Origin of the sequence: Bacillus sp. S/N-304-OC-R1, from assembly GCF_019749375.1 — a bacterium.
Taxonomy (GTDB): domain Bacteria; phylum Bacillota; class Bacilli; order Bacillales; family Cytobacillaceae; genus Cytobacillus.
This window is the reverse complement of sequence record NZ_JACWFE010000024.1, coordinates 310502-326712: the sequence shown is the minus strand read 5'-3', so window position 1 is coordinate 326712 and position 16211 is coordinate 310502. Positions and strand designations below refer to the sequence as shown.

The 16211-nt window shown below is 38.5% G+C and carries 15 protein-coding genes and 1 other annotated feature; of the genes, 11 read left to right on the top strand and 4 right to left on the bottom strand.

Annotation, left to right across the window (positions count from 1 at the left end):
* The first annotated feature begins 28 nt into the window (after nt 1-28).
* The 5 genes from H0173_RS20020 (at nt 29) to H0173_RS20000 (ending at nt 6316) form a co-directional block, all read left to right on the top strand.
* Entirely contained in the window at nt 29-1348 is a 1320-nt protein-coding gene (locus H0173_RS20020; RefSeq protein ID WP_221848532.1) for a GntP family permease, read from the top strand.
* Nucleotides 1349-1427: 79 nt separating this feature from the next.
* Nucleotides 1428-2204, top strand: coding sequence for a 3-hydroxybutyrate dehydrogenase (locus H0173_RS20015; protein WP_221848531.1), 777 nt, complete (start codon nt 1428-1430; stop codon nt 2202-2204).
* A gap of 187 nt (nt 2205-2391) precedes the next feature.
* Nucleotides 2392-2612, top strand: a binding site (T-box leader).
* A gap of 62 nt (nt 2613-2674) precedes the next feature.
* A complete protein-coding gene (gene leuS, locus H0173_RS20010; protein WP_221848530.1) occupies nt 2675-5095 on the top strand; it encodes a leucine--tRNA ligase in 2421 nt (806 codons plus the stop codon).
* 118 nt (nt 5096-5213) lie between these two features.
* The gene (locus H0173_RS20005; RefSeq protein WP_221848529.1) at nt 5214-5522 is read left to right on the top strand and encodes a rhodanese-like domain-containing protein; all 309 of its coding nucleotides are present in this window, start codon (nt 5214-5216) and stop codon (nt 5520-5522) included.
* Between the two features lie 110 nt (nt 5523-5632).
* Nucleotides 5633-6316 (top strand): phosphoribosylaminoimidazolesuccinocarboxamide synthase, encoded by a 684-nt coding sequence (locus H0173_RS20000; protein WP_221848528.1) that lies wholly within the window; start codon nt 5633-5635, stop codon nt 6314-6316.
* A gap of 48 nt (nt 6317-6364) precedes the next feature.
* Here H0173_RS20000 and yedF read toward each other — a convergent pair whose 3' ends face one another.
* Nucleotides 6365-6592: a sulfurtransferase-like selenium metabolism protein YedF gene (yedF, locus tag H0173_RS19995; protein WP_221848527.1), complete on the bottom strand. Its 228-nt coding sequence runs from the start codon at nt 6590-6592 to the stop codon at nt 6365-6367.
* Nucleotides 6582-7796 (bottom strand): selenium metabolism membrane protein YedE/FdhT, encoded by a 1215-nt coding sequence (yedE, locus tag H0173_RS19990; RefSeq protein WP_221848526.1) that lies wholly within the window; start codon nt 7794-7796, stop codon nt 6582-6584. The genes yedF and yedE overlap by 11 nt, the downstream gene beginning before the upstream one ends.
* A 214-nt stretch (nt 7797-8010) precedes the next feature.
* Here yedE and H0173_RS19985 point away from each other — a divergent pair, with 214 nt between their 5' ends.
* Complete coding sequence (locus H0173_RS19985; RefSeq protein WP_221848525.1) at nt 8011-8193, top strand: sporulation protein Cse60; 183 nt, start codon at nt 8011-8013, stop codon at nt 8191-8193.
* A 20-nt stretch (nt 8194-8213) separates the two neighbouring features.
* Here the strand turns inward: H0173_RS19985 and H0173_RS19980 are convergent, their stop codons facing one another.
* Nucleotides 8214-9482 (bottom strand): BaiN/RdsA family NAD(P)/FAD-dependent oxidoreductase, encoded by a 1269-nt coding sequence (locus H0173_RS19980; protein ID WP_221848524.1) that lies wholly within the window; start codon nt 9480-9482, stop codon nt 8214-8216.
* 318 nt (nt 9483-9800) lie between these two features.
* Between H0173_RS19980 and H0173_RS19975 the strand changes: the two genes are divergently transcribed.
* Entirely contained in the window at nt 9801-11417 is a 1617-nt protein-coding gene (locus H0173_RS19975; RefSeq protein ID WP_221848523.1) for a putative polysaccharide biosynthesis protein, read from the top strand.
* 19 nt (nt 11418-11436) lie between these two features.
* The gene (locus tag H0173_RS19970; RefSeq protein ID WP_221848522.1) at nt 11437-12153 is read left to right on the top strand and encodes a pseudouridine synthase; all 717 of its coding nucleotides are present in this window, start codon (nt 11437-11439) and stop codon (nt 12151-12153) included.
* A 138-nt stretch (nt 12154-12291) separates the two neighbouring features.
* On the opposite strand, the gene H0173_RS19965 is transcribed toward H0173_RS19970, so the two are convergent.
* A complete protein-coding gene (locus H0173_RS19965; protein WP_221848521.1) occupies nt 12292-12513 on the bottom strand; it encodes a DeoR family transcriptional regulator in 222 nt (73 codons plus the stop codon).
* 378 nt (nt 12514-12891) lie between these two features.
* Between H0173_RS19965 and H0173_RS19960 the strand changes: the two genes are divergently transcribed.
* From H0173_RS19960 to H0173_RS19950, 3 genes are all read left to right on the top strand, one after another.
* On the top strand, nt 12892-14163 hold the full coding sequence (locus tag H0173_RS19960) for a M48 family metallopeptidase (RefSeq protein ID WP_221848520.1): 1272 nt from the start codon (nt 12892-12894) through the stop codon (nt 14161-14163).
* A gap of 115 nt (nt 14164-14278) precedes the next feature.
* A complete protein-coding gene (locus H0173_RS19955; RefSeq protein WP_221848519.1) occupies nt 14279-14992 on the top strand; it encodes an ABC transporter ATP-binding protein in 714 nt (237 codons plus the stop codon).
* Entirely contained in the window at nt 14985-16172 is a 1188-nt protein-coding gene (locus H0173_RS19950; RefSeq protein WP_221848518.1) for an ABC transporter permease, read from the top strand. Before H0173_RS19955 ends, H0173_RS19950 begins: the two co-directional genes overlap by 8 nt.
* Nucleotides 16173-16211 lie beyond the last annotated feature (39 nt).

Here is a 16211-nt window from a genome sequence, read left to right as displayed (position 1 = left end):
ATAAACTTTTTAAAGGGGGAAAAAGAATATGCTAAGCATGATTGGATTAGTAGGAGGATTAGCCTTGCTAATCATTTTAACGATGAGGGGGATGAACCTTCTTGTTGCTGGGCCATTATCAGCAATCTTCGTAGCAGTATTCAGCGGAATGCCGTTTTTTCCACAGCTCGCTGCTGAAGGCCAAGCAAATCTTGTAGGTAACTATATGTCTGGGTTTTCCGGCTTCGTTACATCCTGGTATTTAATGTTCTTGCTGGGAGCTATCTTTGGAAAGGTAATGGAGGATAGCGGTGCGGCGGATAGTGTTTCAAAATTCGTTGTTGATAAGTTAGGCATGAAATATGCAGTTCTGGCGATTGTTGCAGCCTGTGCCATTTTAACATATGGCGGAGTAAGCTTATTCGTTGTTGCGTTCTCTGTATATCCAATGGCTTTAAGTTTATTTAAGCAAGCAAATCTTCCGAGAAGATTTATTCCGGCAGCCCTTGCCTTTGGGTCTGTTACATTTACAATGACTTCTGCGGGTTCACCTGAAATTCAAAACTGGATTCCAATAGAATTTTTGAATACGTCTCCATGGGCAGGGTGGGAAGTCAGTGCAATTGTAGCCATTTTTATGATGGTTTTCGGCTACTGGTGGCTGAAGAGAATGATTACAAAAGCTGTTCAAAAAGGAGAAACCTTTGTTTCCAGAGAATCTGATCCTGTTATGGAAGCAAAAAATTTACCAAATCCAATTATGGGTATCGTACCACTGCTGGTTGTATTAGTTATTTCATTCATTTTCCATGATTCACTGAAGCAATCTGCACTTATTATTGCATTATTAGGCGGCGTTATTGCAACGTATTTATTAAACAGAAATTATTTCAAGAATTTCTGGGATGCAGTATCAGAAGGAACACTTGGTGCGTTAATTGCCATTGGAAATACAGCAGCTGTTGTTGGCTTTGGAGGAGTAGCAAAAGCTGTGCCAGCATTTACAACTGCGGTTGATTTTATGACGAGTATTCCAGGCAGTCCATTAATTGGCGGAGCTATCGCAGTTAGTGTGATTGCGGGTATGACAGGTTCTGCCTCTGGCGGTCAGGCCATTGCACTTCCATTACTGGCCCCGCACTACATGGATATGGGCGTGAATCCGGAAGCACTTCACAGGGTAGTAGCCATTTCATCTGGAGCGCTGGATTCACTCCCTCACAATGGATATGTCGTGACTACAGTTCGTGCGATATGCGGTGAATCTCATCAAGATGCATACTGGGGAGTTGGAGCATTAACAGTCATTGTTCCAGCCATTGGAGTTGCGTTAGCAATCGTATTATTCTCCCTTGGCTTAGGAATTTAATTGGGACGGATTCACTGTCCCCGATCGACATAGGGACAATGAACCCGTCCCTATGTCCTTGCAGAAAGGAGTTTCTATAATGGTTCTAGGAAAAGTAGTTTTTATTACCGGGGCTGCACAAGGAATCGGGTTTGAGCTCGGTAAGAAGTTTGCGGCAGCGGGGGCAAAAATTGTTTTAACAGATATTCAGGAAAAACAAGTTCAAGAAGCAGCAACCGCTTTAAAAAATGAAGGTTATGATGCGCTTGGATTAAAATGTGATGTTACGAAAGAAAGTGATATTCAATCTTGCATAGAGGAAGCAGTCCAATATTTTGGGAGTTTAGATATACTCATCAATAACGCAGGCTTACAGCATGTATCCTATATTGAAGACTTTCCAACAGAAAAGTTTGAATTTCTAATAAAAGTGATGCTGACGGCACCATTTATGGCGATTAAACATGTGTTGCCAATTATGAAAAAACAGCAATTCGGACGAATCATTAATATGGCTTCTATTAATGGGCTTGTGGGATTTGCCGGGAAGGCAGCCTATAATAGTGCGAAACATGGAGTGATTGGTTTAACTAAAGTGGCTGCATTAGAATCAGCAGGTGAAGGAATTACCGTAAATGCAATTTGTCCAGGATATGTAGACACAGCACTTGTGCGAAATCAATTAACAGATCTAGCTAAGACGAGAAATGTTCCGCTTGAAAAAGTGCTCGAAGAGGTTATTTTTCCATTAGTTCCGCAAAAACGGCTTCTGTCCGTTGAAGAGATAGCGGACTATGCCATTTTCCTTTCAAGCGATGGTGCAAAAGGTGTTACAGGGCAGGCAATCGTTATTGATGGCGGTTATACGGTGCAATAGAGTGACGAGGAGGACAGTATTTTTACTGTCCTTTTTTAATATTCTTTGCACATTTTATTAACTACTGCATAAGTTAGATATTAAAATTTTTTATATACTTATTTTGATGTCAGTTGCTTATCTTTTCCGCCATTTATACCTACTTGCATCTTTGCGGGAAATTTAATACAATAGCACTAATATATATTTATATGCTAAGAAAAGGAGTAGTAATGTGTTTTAGCCTGAAGTTAGAGAGTTGACGGGTGGTGCAAGTCAACCAGGTAGACCATGAACTCGCCTTTGAGCAGCAAGTGTGAAACAAAGTAATACTTGCCGTACTCCGCGTTAAGGATAATGAAGCGAGTGACTTTGTCACTAATGTGGGTGGTACCGCGGGAGAATATACATATTCCTCTCGTCCCTTTATAGGGATGAGAGGTTTTTTTGATTGTTTGAAAATTCAAATTATTGTTTAGGAGGAAAAGGCAATGAGTTTCAATCACCAAGAGATTGAAAAGAAATGGCAAACCGTCTGGGAAGACAATAAAACGTTTAAAACGAGTGAAGATAAAGGAAAACGTAAATTTTATGCACTTGATATGTTTCCGTACCCATCTGGAGCTGGGCTTCATGTAGGGCATCCAGAAGGATATACGGCTACTGATATTCTTTCACGGATGAAGCGGATGCAAGGCTATAATGTTCTACATCCGATGGGATGGGACGCTTTCGGTCTTCCCGCAGAGCAATATGCATTAGATACTGGAAATGACCCGGCAGAATTTACAGCACAGAATATTAATACATTCCGCCGTCAAATCAAAGCACTTGGTTTCTCATATGATTGGGATCGTGAAGTGAACACGACTGATCCAGAATATTATAAATGGACGCAATGGATTTTTCTAAAGCTTTATGAAAAGGGGCTTGCCTACATTGATGAGGTAGCTGTGAACTGGTGTCCGGCACTTGGAACTGTTCTTGCAAACGAAGAAGTTATTGACGGGAAAAGTGAGCGTGGCGGCCATCCGGTTGAACGCAGACCGATGAGACAATGGGTGTTAAAAATCACGGAATATGCAGACCGTCTTCTAGAAGACCTTGATTTACTTGATTGGCCAGAAAGCCTTAAAGATATGCAGCGCAACTGGATTGGACGTTCCGAAGGTGCAGAGGTTACATTCCAAATCGATGGCAATGAAGGTACATTCAAAGTATTTACAACACGTCCTGACACTTTATTTGGTGCAACTTATGCAGTACTTGCTCCAGAGCATGAATTAGTTGACAACATCACAACTGCACAGCAAAAAGAAGCTGTTCAGGCATATTTAGATAAAGTGAAATTGAAAAGTGACTTGGAAAGAACAGATTTAGCAAAAGAAAAGACAGGGGTATTCACTGGTGCTTATGCCCTTAACCCAGCAAATGGCGAAAAAATGCCAATCTGGATCGCTGATTATGTATTAGCAAGCTATGGAACAGGCGCCATTATGGCAGTACCTGCTCATGACGAGCGTGACCATGAATTCGCTAAGCAATTTGATCTGACAATCATCGAAGTAGTAGCAGGTGGAAATGTTCAGGAAGAAGCATACACTGGTGACGGCGAACATGTGAATTCAGAATTCTTAAATGGATTAAATAAAGAAGAAGCTATTTCAAAAATGATCACATGGTTAGAGGAAAAAGGAATTGGTACGAAAAAGGTTACTTATCGCCTTCGTGACTGGTTATTTAGCCGCCAGCGTTATTGGGGAGAGCCAATTCCTATTATTCATTGGGAAGATGGTACAATGTCAGCTGTCCCAGAAGAACAGCTGCCATTAATTCTTCCAAAAACAACTGAAATAAAGCCATCCGGAACAGGTGAGTCTCCGCTCGCCAACATTGAAGAGTGGGTGAATGTTACAGATCCTGTAACGGGCAAAAAAGGACGCAGAGAAACAAACACAATGCCGCAATGGGCAGGAAGCTGCTGGTATTATTTACGCTATATTGATCCGCATAACAGTGAAGCACTGGCTGATGCAGACAAGCTAAAGCAATGGCTGCCGGTAGATATTTATATTGGCGGTGCAGAGCATGCCGTTCTACATCTTCTATATGCCCGCTTCTGGCATAAAGTTTTATATGATATTGGGGTAGTTCATACGAAGGAGCCGTTCCAAAAGCTATTTAACCAAGGGATGATTCTTGGTGAAGGCAATGAAAAGATGAGTAAATCAAAAGGGAATGTAGTTAACCCAGACGACATTATTGAAAGTCATGGAGCAGATACTCTTCGTTTATATGAAATGTTCATGGGACCGCTTGACGCTTCCATCGCTTGGTCTACTAATGGATTAGACGGATCGAGAAGATTCCTTGATCGTGTATGGCGCTTGTTTGTAGAGGAAAATGGTGACATTAATCCGCTGATTCAAGAGAGCGACGAACAAAGCAATCTTGAAAAGGTATACCACCAAACAGTGAAAAAGGTGACAGAGGACTACGAGGGCCTTCGTTTCAATACAGCGATTTCTCAAATGATGGTATTCATTAATGAAGCGTACAAAACAAAAACAGTTCTTCCGAAACATTTTATGGAGGGCTTTGTGAAATTACTTTCACCAATTACTCCTCACATGGCTGAAGAGCTTTGGGAAAAGCTTGGGCATAGCGAAACAATCTCATATGAAGCTTGGCCAGCATTTGATGAAGCGAAACTAGTCGATGATGAAGTGGAAATTGTTATCCAAATTAACGGCAAGGTAAAAGCAAAGCTGCTTGTACCATCTGACGCTCAAAAGGATACCCTTGAAAAAATCGCCATGGACGACCAAACTGTAAAAGAACAAATTGACGGTAAAACTATACGCAAAGTTATTGCCGTACCAGGAAAACTTGTAAATATTGTAGCAAACTAAGGGCATAGGGCAGGGTCCCGAATTCCCACATTAAAACATCCTCCAATTGCCTTTTTGGAGGATGTTTTTTATTATAAACATAAGGAAATTACACCTTGATAAAGAGAGGAAGTATTACATGACAATTGAATTTATTACTACTGAGGAATTAGAAAAAAAGCTTGAAGCTGGCGAAAAACTTGAGCTTGTTGATGTTAGGGAAGATGAGGAAGTGGCTCAAGGGATAATTCCAGGAGCTAAGCATATTCGGATGGGAACGATTCCGGAAAACCTTGATTATTTTGATAAAGAAAAGGAATATATCTTCATCTGCCGCTCAGGGGCACGCAGCGAAAATGTATGCCACTACTTACAGGATCAAGGATTTAAAGTTCGAAACATGGTTGGCGGCATGCTAAATTGGGCTGGAGAGGTTATCGTAAAATAATTTGAAAGATTCACTCCTGAATTGGGGGTGAATCTTTTTTTTATATTGATTCTTTGAAAAAGAATGAATTATAGTTAAAGAGGCACATAGCATTAGGGGGAGGACTGGCAATGAATCCTATTTATAAGGGCAAAACAAAGGATGTATACGCATTAGAGGACGGAAATTACTTATTAAAGTTTAAAGATGATGTCACAGGGGAAAATGGTGTTTTTGATCCAGGTGCAAATACTGTAGGATTAACTTTAGAAGGAGCAGGACGTGCTGGATTAAGTCTTACAAAATACTTTTTCGAAATTTTAAAGGAAAAAGGCATTCCAACTCATTACGTTGACGCTAATATTGAAGAAGCAACGATGACCGTTTTGCCAGCCACTGTTTTTGGCAATGGCCTTGAAGTGATTTGCCGCTATCGGGCAGTTGGAAGCTTCCTTCGCCGGTATGGGATGTATGCAGAAGAAGGACAAGTTTTGGATGCTTTCGTAGAGGTAACAATTAAGGACGATGAGCGTCAAGACCCGCCGATAAGCGAGGATGCACTTGATATGCTTGGAATCCTCTCAAAGGCTGAATATGCGGTGTTAGAAGATTTAACGAAGCAAATCGGGCAAGTTGTAAAAGAGGAGCTTGCAAACAAAGGAATTGATTTATACGATATTAAATTTGAATTCGGACGAGTCGGAGACAATAAGCAAATCGTTCTTATCGATGAAATATCTGGCGGCAATATGAGGGCGTATAAAGATGGCGTATATATTGAACCGCTCCAATTAGAAAAATTAATGCTAGCTTAATAGATAAAAAAATGGCTGATCCCAAATAAAGGAATCAGCCATTTCTATTTAAGCACGAATGAGGAAGTACAAATCCTGCCCTTGTTTATATGGTTCAGATGCTAAAGTATAGCCATGTTTTAATACTTCTTCGGGTACATTTTTAAAAGAAGCCGGACAGTCAGCAATGACCTGTAATATCTCCCCTTTTTTCATATCCTTCAGTGCTTCTAATGAATAGATAACAGGAAAAGGACAAGGTTCTCCCCTTAAATCAAGTGTATAATCAATAACCATGCTGCTTATTCGCTCCTTTCTTAAATCCAGTTCCAAACCGGTAATGTTTCTCCCAATATACAGCAACAGCAAACCAAAGTCCGAGCATGGCTAAAGTCGCCACCAATGCAGGAATTGGACCGATTGCTGCTAGTAGATTTACTTTTGAACCACTCTTTACAAGCGCGTTAAAAATGCCTAAATGATCCCAACCATAGGCTAGGAAGGTTGCGCCAATAATGTTGCCAGCAAAAACGAACAGATATAAAACCTGTCCCTCCATAACACGGTACATCATTCCTGTTTCACAGCCTCCTGCCAGAACAATGCCTAAACCAAATAATAGTCCACCAATAAAAGTGCTTGGAGCAGCTATCTTTGTAATCGGTTCAAAGCCGTAAACCATTATGACAATAAAAGTAAATACAGTGCTTATTGCAATACCGGCTGCTATTGCTTTTGTCATCGTAGCTCTTCCGCTAACCCATAGGTCTCTGAAAGCCGATGTAAAGCAGATTTGACCTCTCTCTATTAATATACCAAAGGCTGCCCCAAAAATAGCCGAGATGCCTAGCAAACTTTTTCCGGACATGAAAAATGATATGATCAGAATCACATAAAATATCGCGATTATCATCCCAATCTTAGGCTGAATGATTTTTCTATCCTTAACAATGGCGGCAGCAGAATTTCCTTTTTTTAGAACAGGCTTGCCTTTCCACCATTTCATGCTGACAATTTTAAAGCCAATATATGTTCCGATAGCAGTAGCAATCATAAAAATCCAGGAATGGAAGGAAAATTGAGGAACACCTGTAAAAAACGCCGCTAAGTTACAGCCTAGAGCTAACCGGGCACCAAACCCGGCGATAACTCCTCCAATTAATCCTTGAAACAGCCTTCTCTTTTGCTTAGGTATTCTGATTTTAAAATTATTGCTTAATAGAATGGTAATAAATGCACCAATAAACATACCCCAGACAATCCAGCCATCCGTTCTTTCAAATGAAGATCCATTCATAGTGACAAGTTTAAAATATTCCCAGTTGGAGATATCAACTCCGAACAACATCAGGATATGTCCGCCCAATCGGGTAAACTCTCCGGTCACAGCCCAGACCGTATTTGTCAGGCCAAAGTAGAGAGCGCTTAACACACCTGCAATCCCTATTGCATAATAAGGATTCCAGTATTGACTAAATAGTTTAGAGAAAACATTTTTCAAAATAAGGACCCCTTTTAATCGATCTATAACATTAGAATTCTATCGGAAACTTTAAAAATAGACAATGTAAAAAGCCAACAATTGAGGAGGAATCCTCCGCTCGCAGACAATATATGTTTCCTTTTCTATTATTTATGAAAATGGACTGCTCATTATTATAAAAACTGATAATTCTGTCTATAATAAGTAAAAAAATAATGAGGGGATGAATTTCATGATAAAAGTGAAGTTATTTGATCACGAGCATGAGAAGGACCTTGAATTGTCGATGAATCGGTTCCTAGAAAAAATCGAAGAGAAGAAACTTGTAGATATAAAGTATAATATTGCCGCTGTTCAAGAGGATGAAGATGAGCAGATTTATTGTTTTTCAGCTATGATCATATATAGAGCCTGATTGAGTTCAGGCTCTATATGTTAAGATTTTTTCGCACTCAAGGCTGCGTTCATGCCGGCAAGTCTTCCTGTTACAAGTGCAGAAGTTATATTGTATCCACCGGTATAGCCATGAATATCGAGAATCTCGCCGCAAAAGAACAAACCGTTCATTAGCTTTGAAGCCATGCTTTTTGGATCGATCTCTTTTACAGAAATACCTCCGCCAGTAACAAAAGCTTTTTCAAGCGGCAATGTTCCATTCACTTTAATTTGAAAGTCTTTACAGCTGTGAACAAAACTTCTTACTTTTTCATTCGAAATATTGGCAGCTTGTGAGGCTGGATCAATTCCGCTTTTTTCTAAAAGGAAGAGAAGATATCTTTCTGGAAGAATACCTTTTAGTAAATTCTTTATGCTTTTTTTAGGCTCAGCTTTAAGATCCTTTATTATATCTTGGTATAAAGACTCTTCCTTCTGATCTGGAAGGGCGTCTATACTCATTGTTACTTCTTTTAAATCCCATTTTTTCATGGCCTTAATCACAAATTGGCTGCATCTAAGAACAGCAGGTCCGCTTACACCAAAATGAGTAAAAATCATATCCATTTTATGCGTGATCAATGCTTTTCCTTTAGGATTTAATACACTTAATGCTACACTTCGAAGGGACAAGCCTTGAAGTGTTTTTTCCTTGATAAAAGGCTCTGTTGAGGTGACAGGAACTTCAGTAGGAAATAATTCTGTCACGGTATGACCGGCTTTTTCAGCCCAGGCATAACCGTCACCTGTAGAACCGGTATGAGGTACAGATTTTCCGCCAACTGCCAAAACAACTGCATCAGCCTCATACTTTTCTCCGCTCTTTAATTCAACTGATTTCACCGTGCCATTCCTATAATAGACATCTTTAACAGGACTATTTGTTTTAATATCAACCTTTAAAGCCTTTAGTTTAGATATGAGGGCATCAACAACAGATTGCGCTTTATCTGTTACAGGAAACATTCTTCCATGATCCTCTTCCTTCAACTTTATGCCTAAGCCTTCAAAAAACTCAATAATATCCTCATTGCTAAAAAGTGAAAATGCACTGTATAAAAACCGTCCATTTCCTGGAATATGCTTAATAATTTCATCGATAGGGAGTCTATTCGTTACATTACATCTGCCTCCGCCTGAAATGGCAAGCTTTCTGCCAAGCTTGTCCCCCTTATCGATCAGCATCACTTTTGCTTTCTGCTCAGCTGCGCCGATTGCTGCCATAAGGCCAGCAGGACCGCCGCCGATTACAATTACATCGTACTTCATATGTTCACCAACTTACTATTTAAGTCTTTGCATCCTATCAATTATATACGAAACGAGCGCAGTTTCATAACCTAGCTATCTTGTTTAGCTTTTCTATTAAATTTTTATCATTTGATTTGCGTACTCTAGGTAGCAATCCTGAGTAAAGAAGAGTAAACTACAAATAGTGTGCCATTTTAGGAAAGAAGATTAATGAGTGAGTAAGTGAAAAATATAATAATGAATTTGTTGCTTTTTTAATATACATTTTAAGTAATGATTATTGCGATTATAAAGGTTAACAAGTGTGGTTTTATCTAAAAGGAAGGGATTTAATTTATGTCATCTAAGCTTTTAAGGGGAACGTTTATTTTAACCCTTGGTACAATAATTTCTAAAGTATTAGGGCTTCTTTATGTAATTCCTTTTTATCATATCGTTGGAGATAAGGGGAACGCCCTTTACTCTTTTGCCTATATTCCTTATACCATTTTCATTAGTATTGCAACTGCAGGTGTACCGCTGGCTGTTTCGAAATTTATTTCAAAATATAACGCTCTTGAAGAGTATGCAGTAGGGAGAAAGCTATTTAAATCAGGGCTAATCATAATGATGTGTACAGGCTTTCTGTCCTTTCTGGCATTATACTTTTTTGCCCCTTTTATCGCCCAAATGAGTACGTCTTCAAATGTAGAAGCCAATGTAAAAGATGTAACAACTGTTATCAGAGCAGTTAGTTTTGCTCTCATTCTTGTTCCCATTATGAGCTTGATTCGCGGCTTTTTTCAGGGGCATCAATCAATGGGGCCTTCAGCTGTTTCACAAGTAATCGAACAAATTGTCAGAATTACCTTTGTGCTTGCGGGTGCATTTGTCGTTCTGCATTTTATGAAGGGGTCCATCACTCAAGCAGTTAGTGTAGCGACCTTTGCTGCTTTTATCGGTGCTATAGGCGGACTATTTAGTTTGATCTGGTATTGGTATAAGCGAAGATCTAACTTGGATGAATTACTTTTACAAGATAAAGGGACAGTCGATATCTCACTGAAAGAGATGTATAAAGAAATTATTATCTATGCAGCTCCGTTTGTATTTGTTGGGATTGCAAATCCTCTCTTCCAATTTGTTGATCAGTTCACGTTTATTAAAACGATGCAATCTATTGGAATTGATTATGATGATGCAGAATCAGCCTTTGCGGTAATAACAATGCAAACGCATAAGCTTGTTATTATCCCAGTTTCATTAGCAACTGCCTTTTCGCTAACTTTAGTACCATCTATTACAAGAGCTTTTGTTGATGAAGACCGCGCTAGTTTAAACCATCAATTAAATCAGGCGTTTCAAGTTGTATTATTTCTGACTCTTCCAGCAGTAGTTGGTCTTTCAATGTTAGCGGAGCCGATATTTACATTGTTTTATGATCACAATGATCTAGGAACTGAAGTGTTAAGAACGTATGCGCCTGTCGCTGTTTTATTTGCTTATTTCTTAGTGACAGCCGCAATTTTGCAAGGAATCAATGAACAGCGTTTCACAGTGTTAAGCTTACTAGTAGGGTTATTAATAAAATTGAGTTTAAATATTCCGCTTATAAAACTAATGGAAACAGAAGGTGCAATCGTTGCAACGGCAATTGGTTATGCTGCAGCAATCATAATTAATTTAGTAGTAATAAAAATATTTGCCCAATATCCATTTAAACTTGTGTTTCGCAGAAGTTTATTAATAGTTTTAATTACAACGATCATGTTTATAGGAACAGGAATCGTTTATAAGCTGCTTACTTTATTTTTATCACCGACATCAAATTTTTCAGCGGCCATTATTGTAATCATCAGTGCAGCAGTCGGTGCCGGCATCTACTTCTACTTAAGCTTGAAAACAAAATTAATTTATTTCCTATTAGGTGACAAAGTGGACCGGATATTGAAAAAGCTGAGGCTTAAAGCATAAAAATGGTAGGAGAGATAGCATGCGCATAGACAAAATGCTGGCCAATTTAGGCTTTGGAAGCAGAAAAGATGTGAAGAAGCTCTTAAAGGATGGCGTTGTTGAGGTCAATGATCTAAAGGTAAAGGACCCTAAACAGCATGTTGACCCTGAACAAGATCGGGTAACAGTTAACGGAGAACTCGTAGAATATAAGGAATTTATTTATTTAATGCTGAATAAGCCCCAAGGTGTTATATCAGCTACAGAAGATACAGAGCATGAAACGGTTTTGGATTTATTAGAGGTAGGGGATTTAGTTTTCTCCCCGTTTCCGGTTGGAAGGCTTGATAAGGATACGGAGGGTCTGCTGCTGTTAACAAATGATGGTCAGCTGGCCCACCGCCTGCTTTCACCAAAAAAACATGTGCCTAAAACCTATTTTGCTGTGATTAATAGTGAAGTAACGGATGAGGATATTGCAGCCTTTAAAAAAGGTGTAGTTTTAGATGATGGATATCATACTAAACCTGGGGAATTAAAAATCCTAAAATCTGGTTTAACTTCTGATATTGAGCTGACAATTACAGAAGGAAAATTTCATCAGGTGAAAAGAATGTTTGAAGCCGTAGGGAAACGGGTCATATATCTGAAAAGGATGTCCATGGGGCCGCTTAAACTTGATGAAACATTGGAACTCGGAGAATATCGGGAATTAACAGAAGAGGAAATAACCGAACTAATGGAATATGAGGTTTAGAAATAAAGGCGTTCGTTGCTACTCCAAGCGAATGCCTATTTTTATACTTTATAAGTAGCAGAAAATAAAGAAGGTAAACTGGCTTTAATCAGCCAAACAAAAATCGCCGACAGCAGGCGATTTTTATGTGATGCTATATTAGGATGAGATTTTTACTTTTCTTTTAGTCGTTGTCCATTTTCCGCGTGTGGGACTTTTCACTAGATCGTTATACACTAGAACATTTAGATCTCTTTGAATGGTGCGAGGAGTAATACCAAATTCCTCTACAAGCTCCCCTGTTGTTACAGTTCCGTGTTTATTGATAAACATGTAGATGGATTTGATACGGTTTAACATCCGGTTAGTTGAAGGTTTCAAAGAACCACTCCCTATCCTTTTTTCAAACCAATGGCAAATACCTGCAAACGACAGCTCCGCCTGAAGAAGTATATGTCTTCAAGCAAATGTAGTTTTCTTTTCCACAGCCATCTCCTTTACAAATTACAGTGTTTTTTCCAAAATATCACCCTTCGTATACATTGTACCCCTATTTTTTGATAATTTCTACTTTATAGTATTATTTACAAATGTTTAATAAACCGCTCCTTTCTTTATTTTCTTAGTTTATACTATGGTGTTAATGGGTTGTCCTATGTTTAGAATATTCAAAATGGGATAAACTTCCCGTATCTTGTCGGAAAATATTCCTATATAATCAAACCTTGAGTGGAGAATAACTGGAAGGATTGAAGGAATTTGCAAGAACACTCTTTACGGGATCAGCTCGTATTTCCGAAAGAAAATATATATTTTGGGTTTATTGCTTTATTTAGTATTTTAGCGTACATTTTTTTAGCATTTTCGATTATTGGTATTATCTTCATATTGATACTTATTCTCTTGTCAGTTGTATTACATGGAATTATGATAGGCGGGATTAGACGGAACGGGGTAAAGATTAGCGAATCTCAATTTCCTGAGCTTTACGAAAAAGCTATAATGACAGCACAAGATATGGGTCTTACAACAATGCCTGATCTATATGTAATCGAATCAGAAGGAGTCTTAAATGCATTTGCCACACGGTTTTTCCGCAAAAACATGGTAGTTTTATATTCAGGTATTTTTGAATTGATTGAGCGGAATGCGGAAAAGGAAGTATTATTTGTCCTCGCTCATGAATTTGCCCATTTAAAGAGGAAGCATGTGCTAATTAGCTTTTTATTGCTGCCGGCCATGTGGGTTCCTTTTTTAGGAAATGCTTATTTAAGAGCGTGTGAATATACTTGTGATCGCTATGCAGCTTTTTACATCCAGTCATTCGAATCAGCAAAGGATGCTTTAACGATGCTCGCCATTGGAAAAGAATTATATCCAAAAGTAAATAAGCAGGCATACATGGAACAGCTTCAAACCGAGCATGGATTTTTTGTCTGGTTAAATGAAAAGCTGTCCACCCATCCTCATTTGCCAAAAAGAATCTATGCATTATCCCGATTCTTCGCTGAGGATTCAACTCCTGAATTGAAGGAACCAAAAGGAAAGATTTGGATTGGAATGATTGGAGCGTCCGCTGCTGTGGCTGTATTGTCCGTTGGAATATTTGTTGGGATAAAAGCAGTTGAAAAACTAGACCTTTGGAATGAAATGGCTTCTGGAATCGAGGGGGCTACTCCTTTAATGAATGCTGCAAGTGAAAACGATGTGGACACAATCCAAACGTTAATAACAGATGGCGTGGAGATCGATGAGCAAGATTCAGAGGGATCTACTGCACTTCATTGGGCTGTTTATAACGGCAGCATGGAAGCAGCACAACTGCTTCTCGCAAATGGGGCGGACCCTAATGCCATTGATATCTATGAATCGAGTCCGCTCATTAATGCGATTTATAATGATGATGTTGAGATGGCAAAGCTTTTATTGAAAAATGGGGCGGATCCTAGCTATACAGATTCAGATGGAAAAACAGCCTACGATTATGCTGTTGATTATGGCAATAAAGATATTATAAATTTATTCAAATAATAAACATCAAGCTGCTCTTTATATAGAGTGGCTTTTTTTTCTCCTAGGGATGTAATTAGCTAAAACGAGAAACTATATTATTATTTATTCGTACAAAGTAATAGGAGGAGAAACAATGAACCTATTAACAGTAGATATTAAGCAGGCAGGCTATGAAAAAGATCAAGCAATTATACATAATATCGGATTTCAGGTTGGGAAAGGAGAACTAATTGGCTTAATTGGGCCAAATGGAGCAGGAAAAAGCACAACGATCAAGACAGTCCTAGGATTACTTGAGCATGTGAAAGGGGAGGTATTCTTTAAGCCGGATACTAAATATTCTTATATTCCAGAACGGCCGATTTTTTACGACGAACTGACGTTATGGGAGCATTTGGATTTTATTGCTTCAGTAGAGGGTTTAGATGATAAAGTATATCAAAAACAAGCAAACAGCATTCTCCAGCAATATAAATTAGCAGAGCATGCTCATGAATTTCCTGGCAAGTATTCGAAAGGGATGCAGCAGAAAGCAATGCTAATACTATCAATGATTACAAATCCTGATGTGTATATTATTGATGAACCATTTATTGGCTTGGATCCAAATGCTATGAAGCTATTTCTTGAATCGATCGAACAGGAACGAAAGCGGGGAGCGGGCATTCTTATGTCCACCCATGTATTGGATACTGCAGAAAAGGTTTGTGATCGGTTTTTAATTATTCATAATGGAGAGATTCGGGCTGCTGGAACGTTGGATGAAATAAGAAATCAATGTCATCTTGAAAATGGGTCTTTATACGATTGTTTTCATTTGATTGCGGAAGGTCAAGCCAATGAGTAGCTGGCACATTTTTTTGGGTCGATTAGTAAGAGGATGGAAGTACCAATACAGAGTTATTCGATCAATCGCAGATTGGACGATTATTCTATATCTTTTTATTCCGGCAACTGTATTCTTTCTTATGATTTACCGGTCTTGGTGGCTGAAGATTCCAGAGTGGATTAACAATATACCGCTAATTTTGTTATTCTATTTTCTTTATGCCCTTGCTTGGAGTGGGAATATACGTACTTTTGTTCAGGAGGGGGACAAAGTCTTTCTCATCAAATACAAGCGAATTTTTATCGGAATGAAGAATTGGGGCTATGCTTACTCGGTTGCTTTTCAAACATTGCAAATGGCAGTAGCGATTCTAATCTTTCTTCCATTTTTGCGAAATTATTATCTGCTGGATTGGCAGGAAATCCTGACAGTGTTCATCTGTTTTCTTTCCATGAATCCAGCGATTATGCTAATAAAGTATTTCTTGAGGAAAATTGAATCTAAACTTAAGAAGATAACGGCAGGATTATTAGGATTTGTATTATTAGGATGGGGAATCCGGCTAATATTCTATCTTTGGGAAAATGGCTCATTTGCAGCAATCTACGTTTACAGCGGTTTTATTTTGACTTCAACAATATTTCGAAGCTTAAGCATGTTTAAGAAAATTTCAACCATTGATGAGGATATATCAATTGGCAATGAAGATAAAATGAAGAATATTAACTTAATCTTTTCCTTTTCCTATGAAATTGAAATGCCAGTTGTTTCAAAGAGAAGAAAATCACTATTTTTTAGAGAATCTAAGCGGATTTTTAATAAGCGGTCAAAGGTTAACGGAATTATTGAGCTATTTATAAAGATTTTTATTCGGAATTTCACTTATGTTAAAGGGTATGTTCAGATCATTTCTGTTACAACTGCCGCCATTATTATTATTCCTCCAATTTGGATGAAAGCCCTCATTTTTTCAGGATTTCTTATTATGACGTATTCATGGCTGTCACTTGTTTGGGAGCGGATTATTACATCGACCCCACTTGGTAAAAAATACAGTGAAAGTCCATTTTACTTCACAGCTAGAAAAATGGCGATTGGAGTGTTATTTATTCTAGCTATTCTTATCCTTAGTATATTTATTTCGATTTGGCTGCTGGCCATGGGTTATTTTGGAATTCAGCCAGGAATGTTCAAATAAGTTTGTGTTAAAGTCATGTTTGTGTTTTCTAAAAGAAAG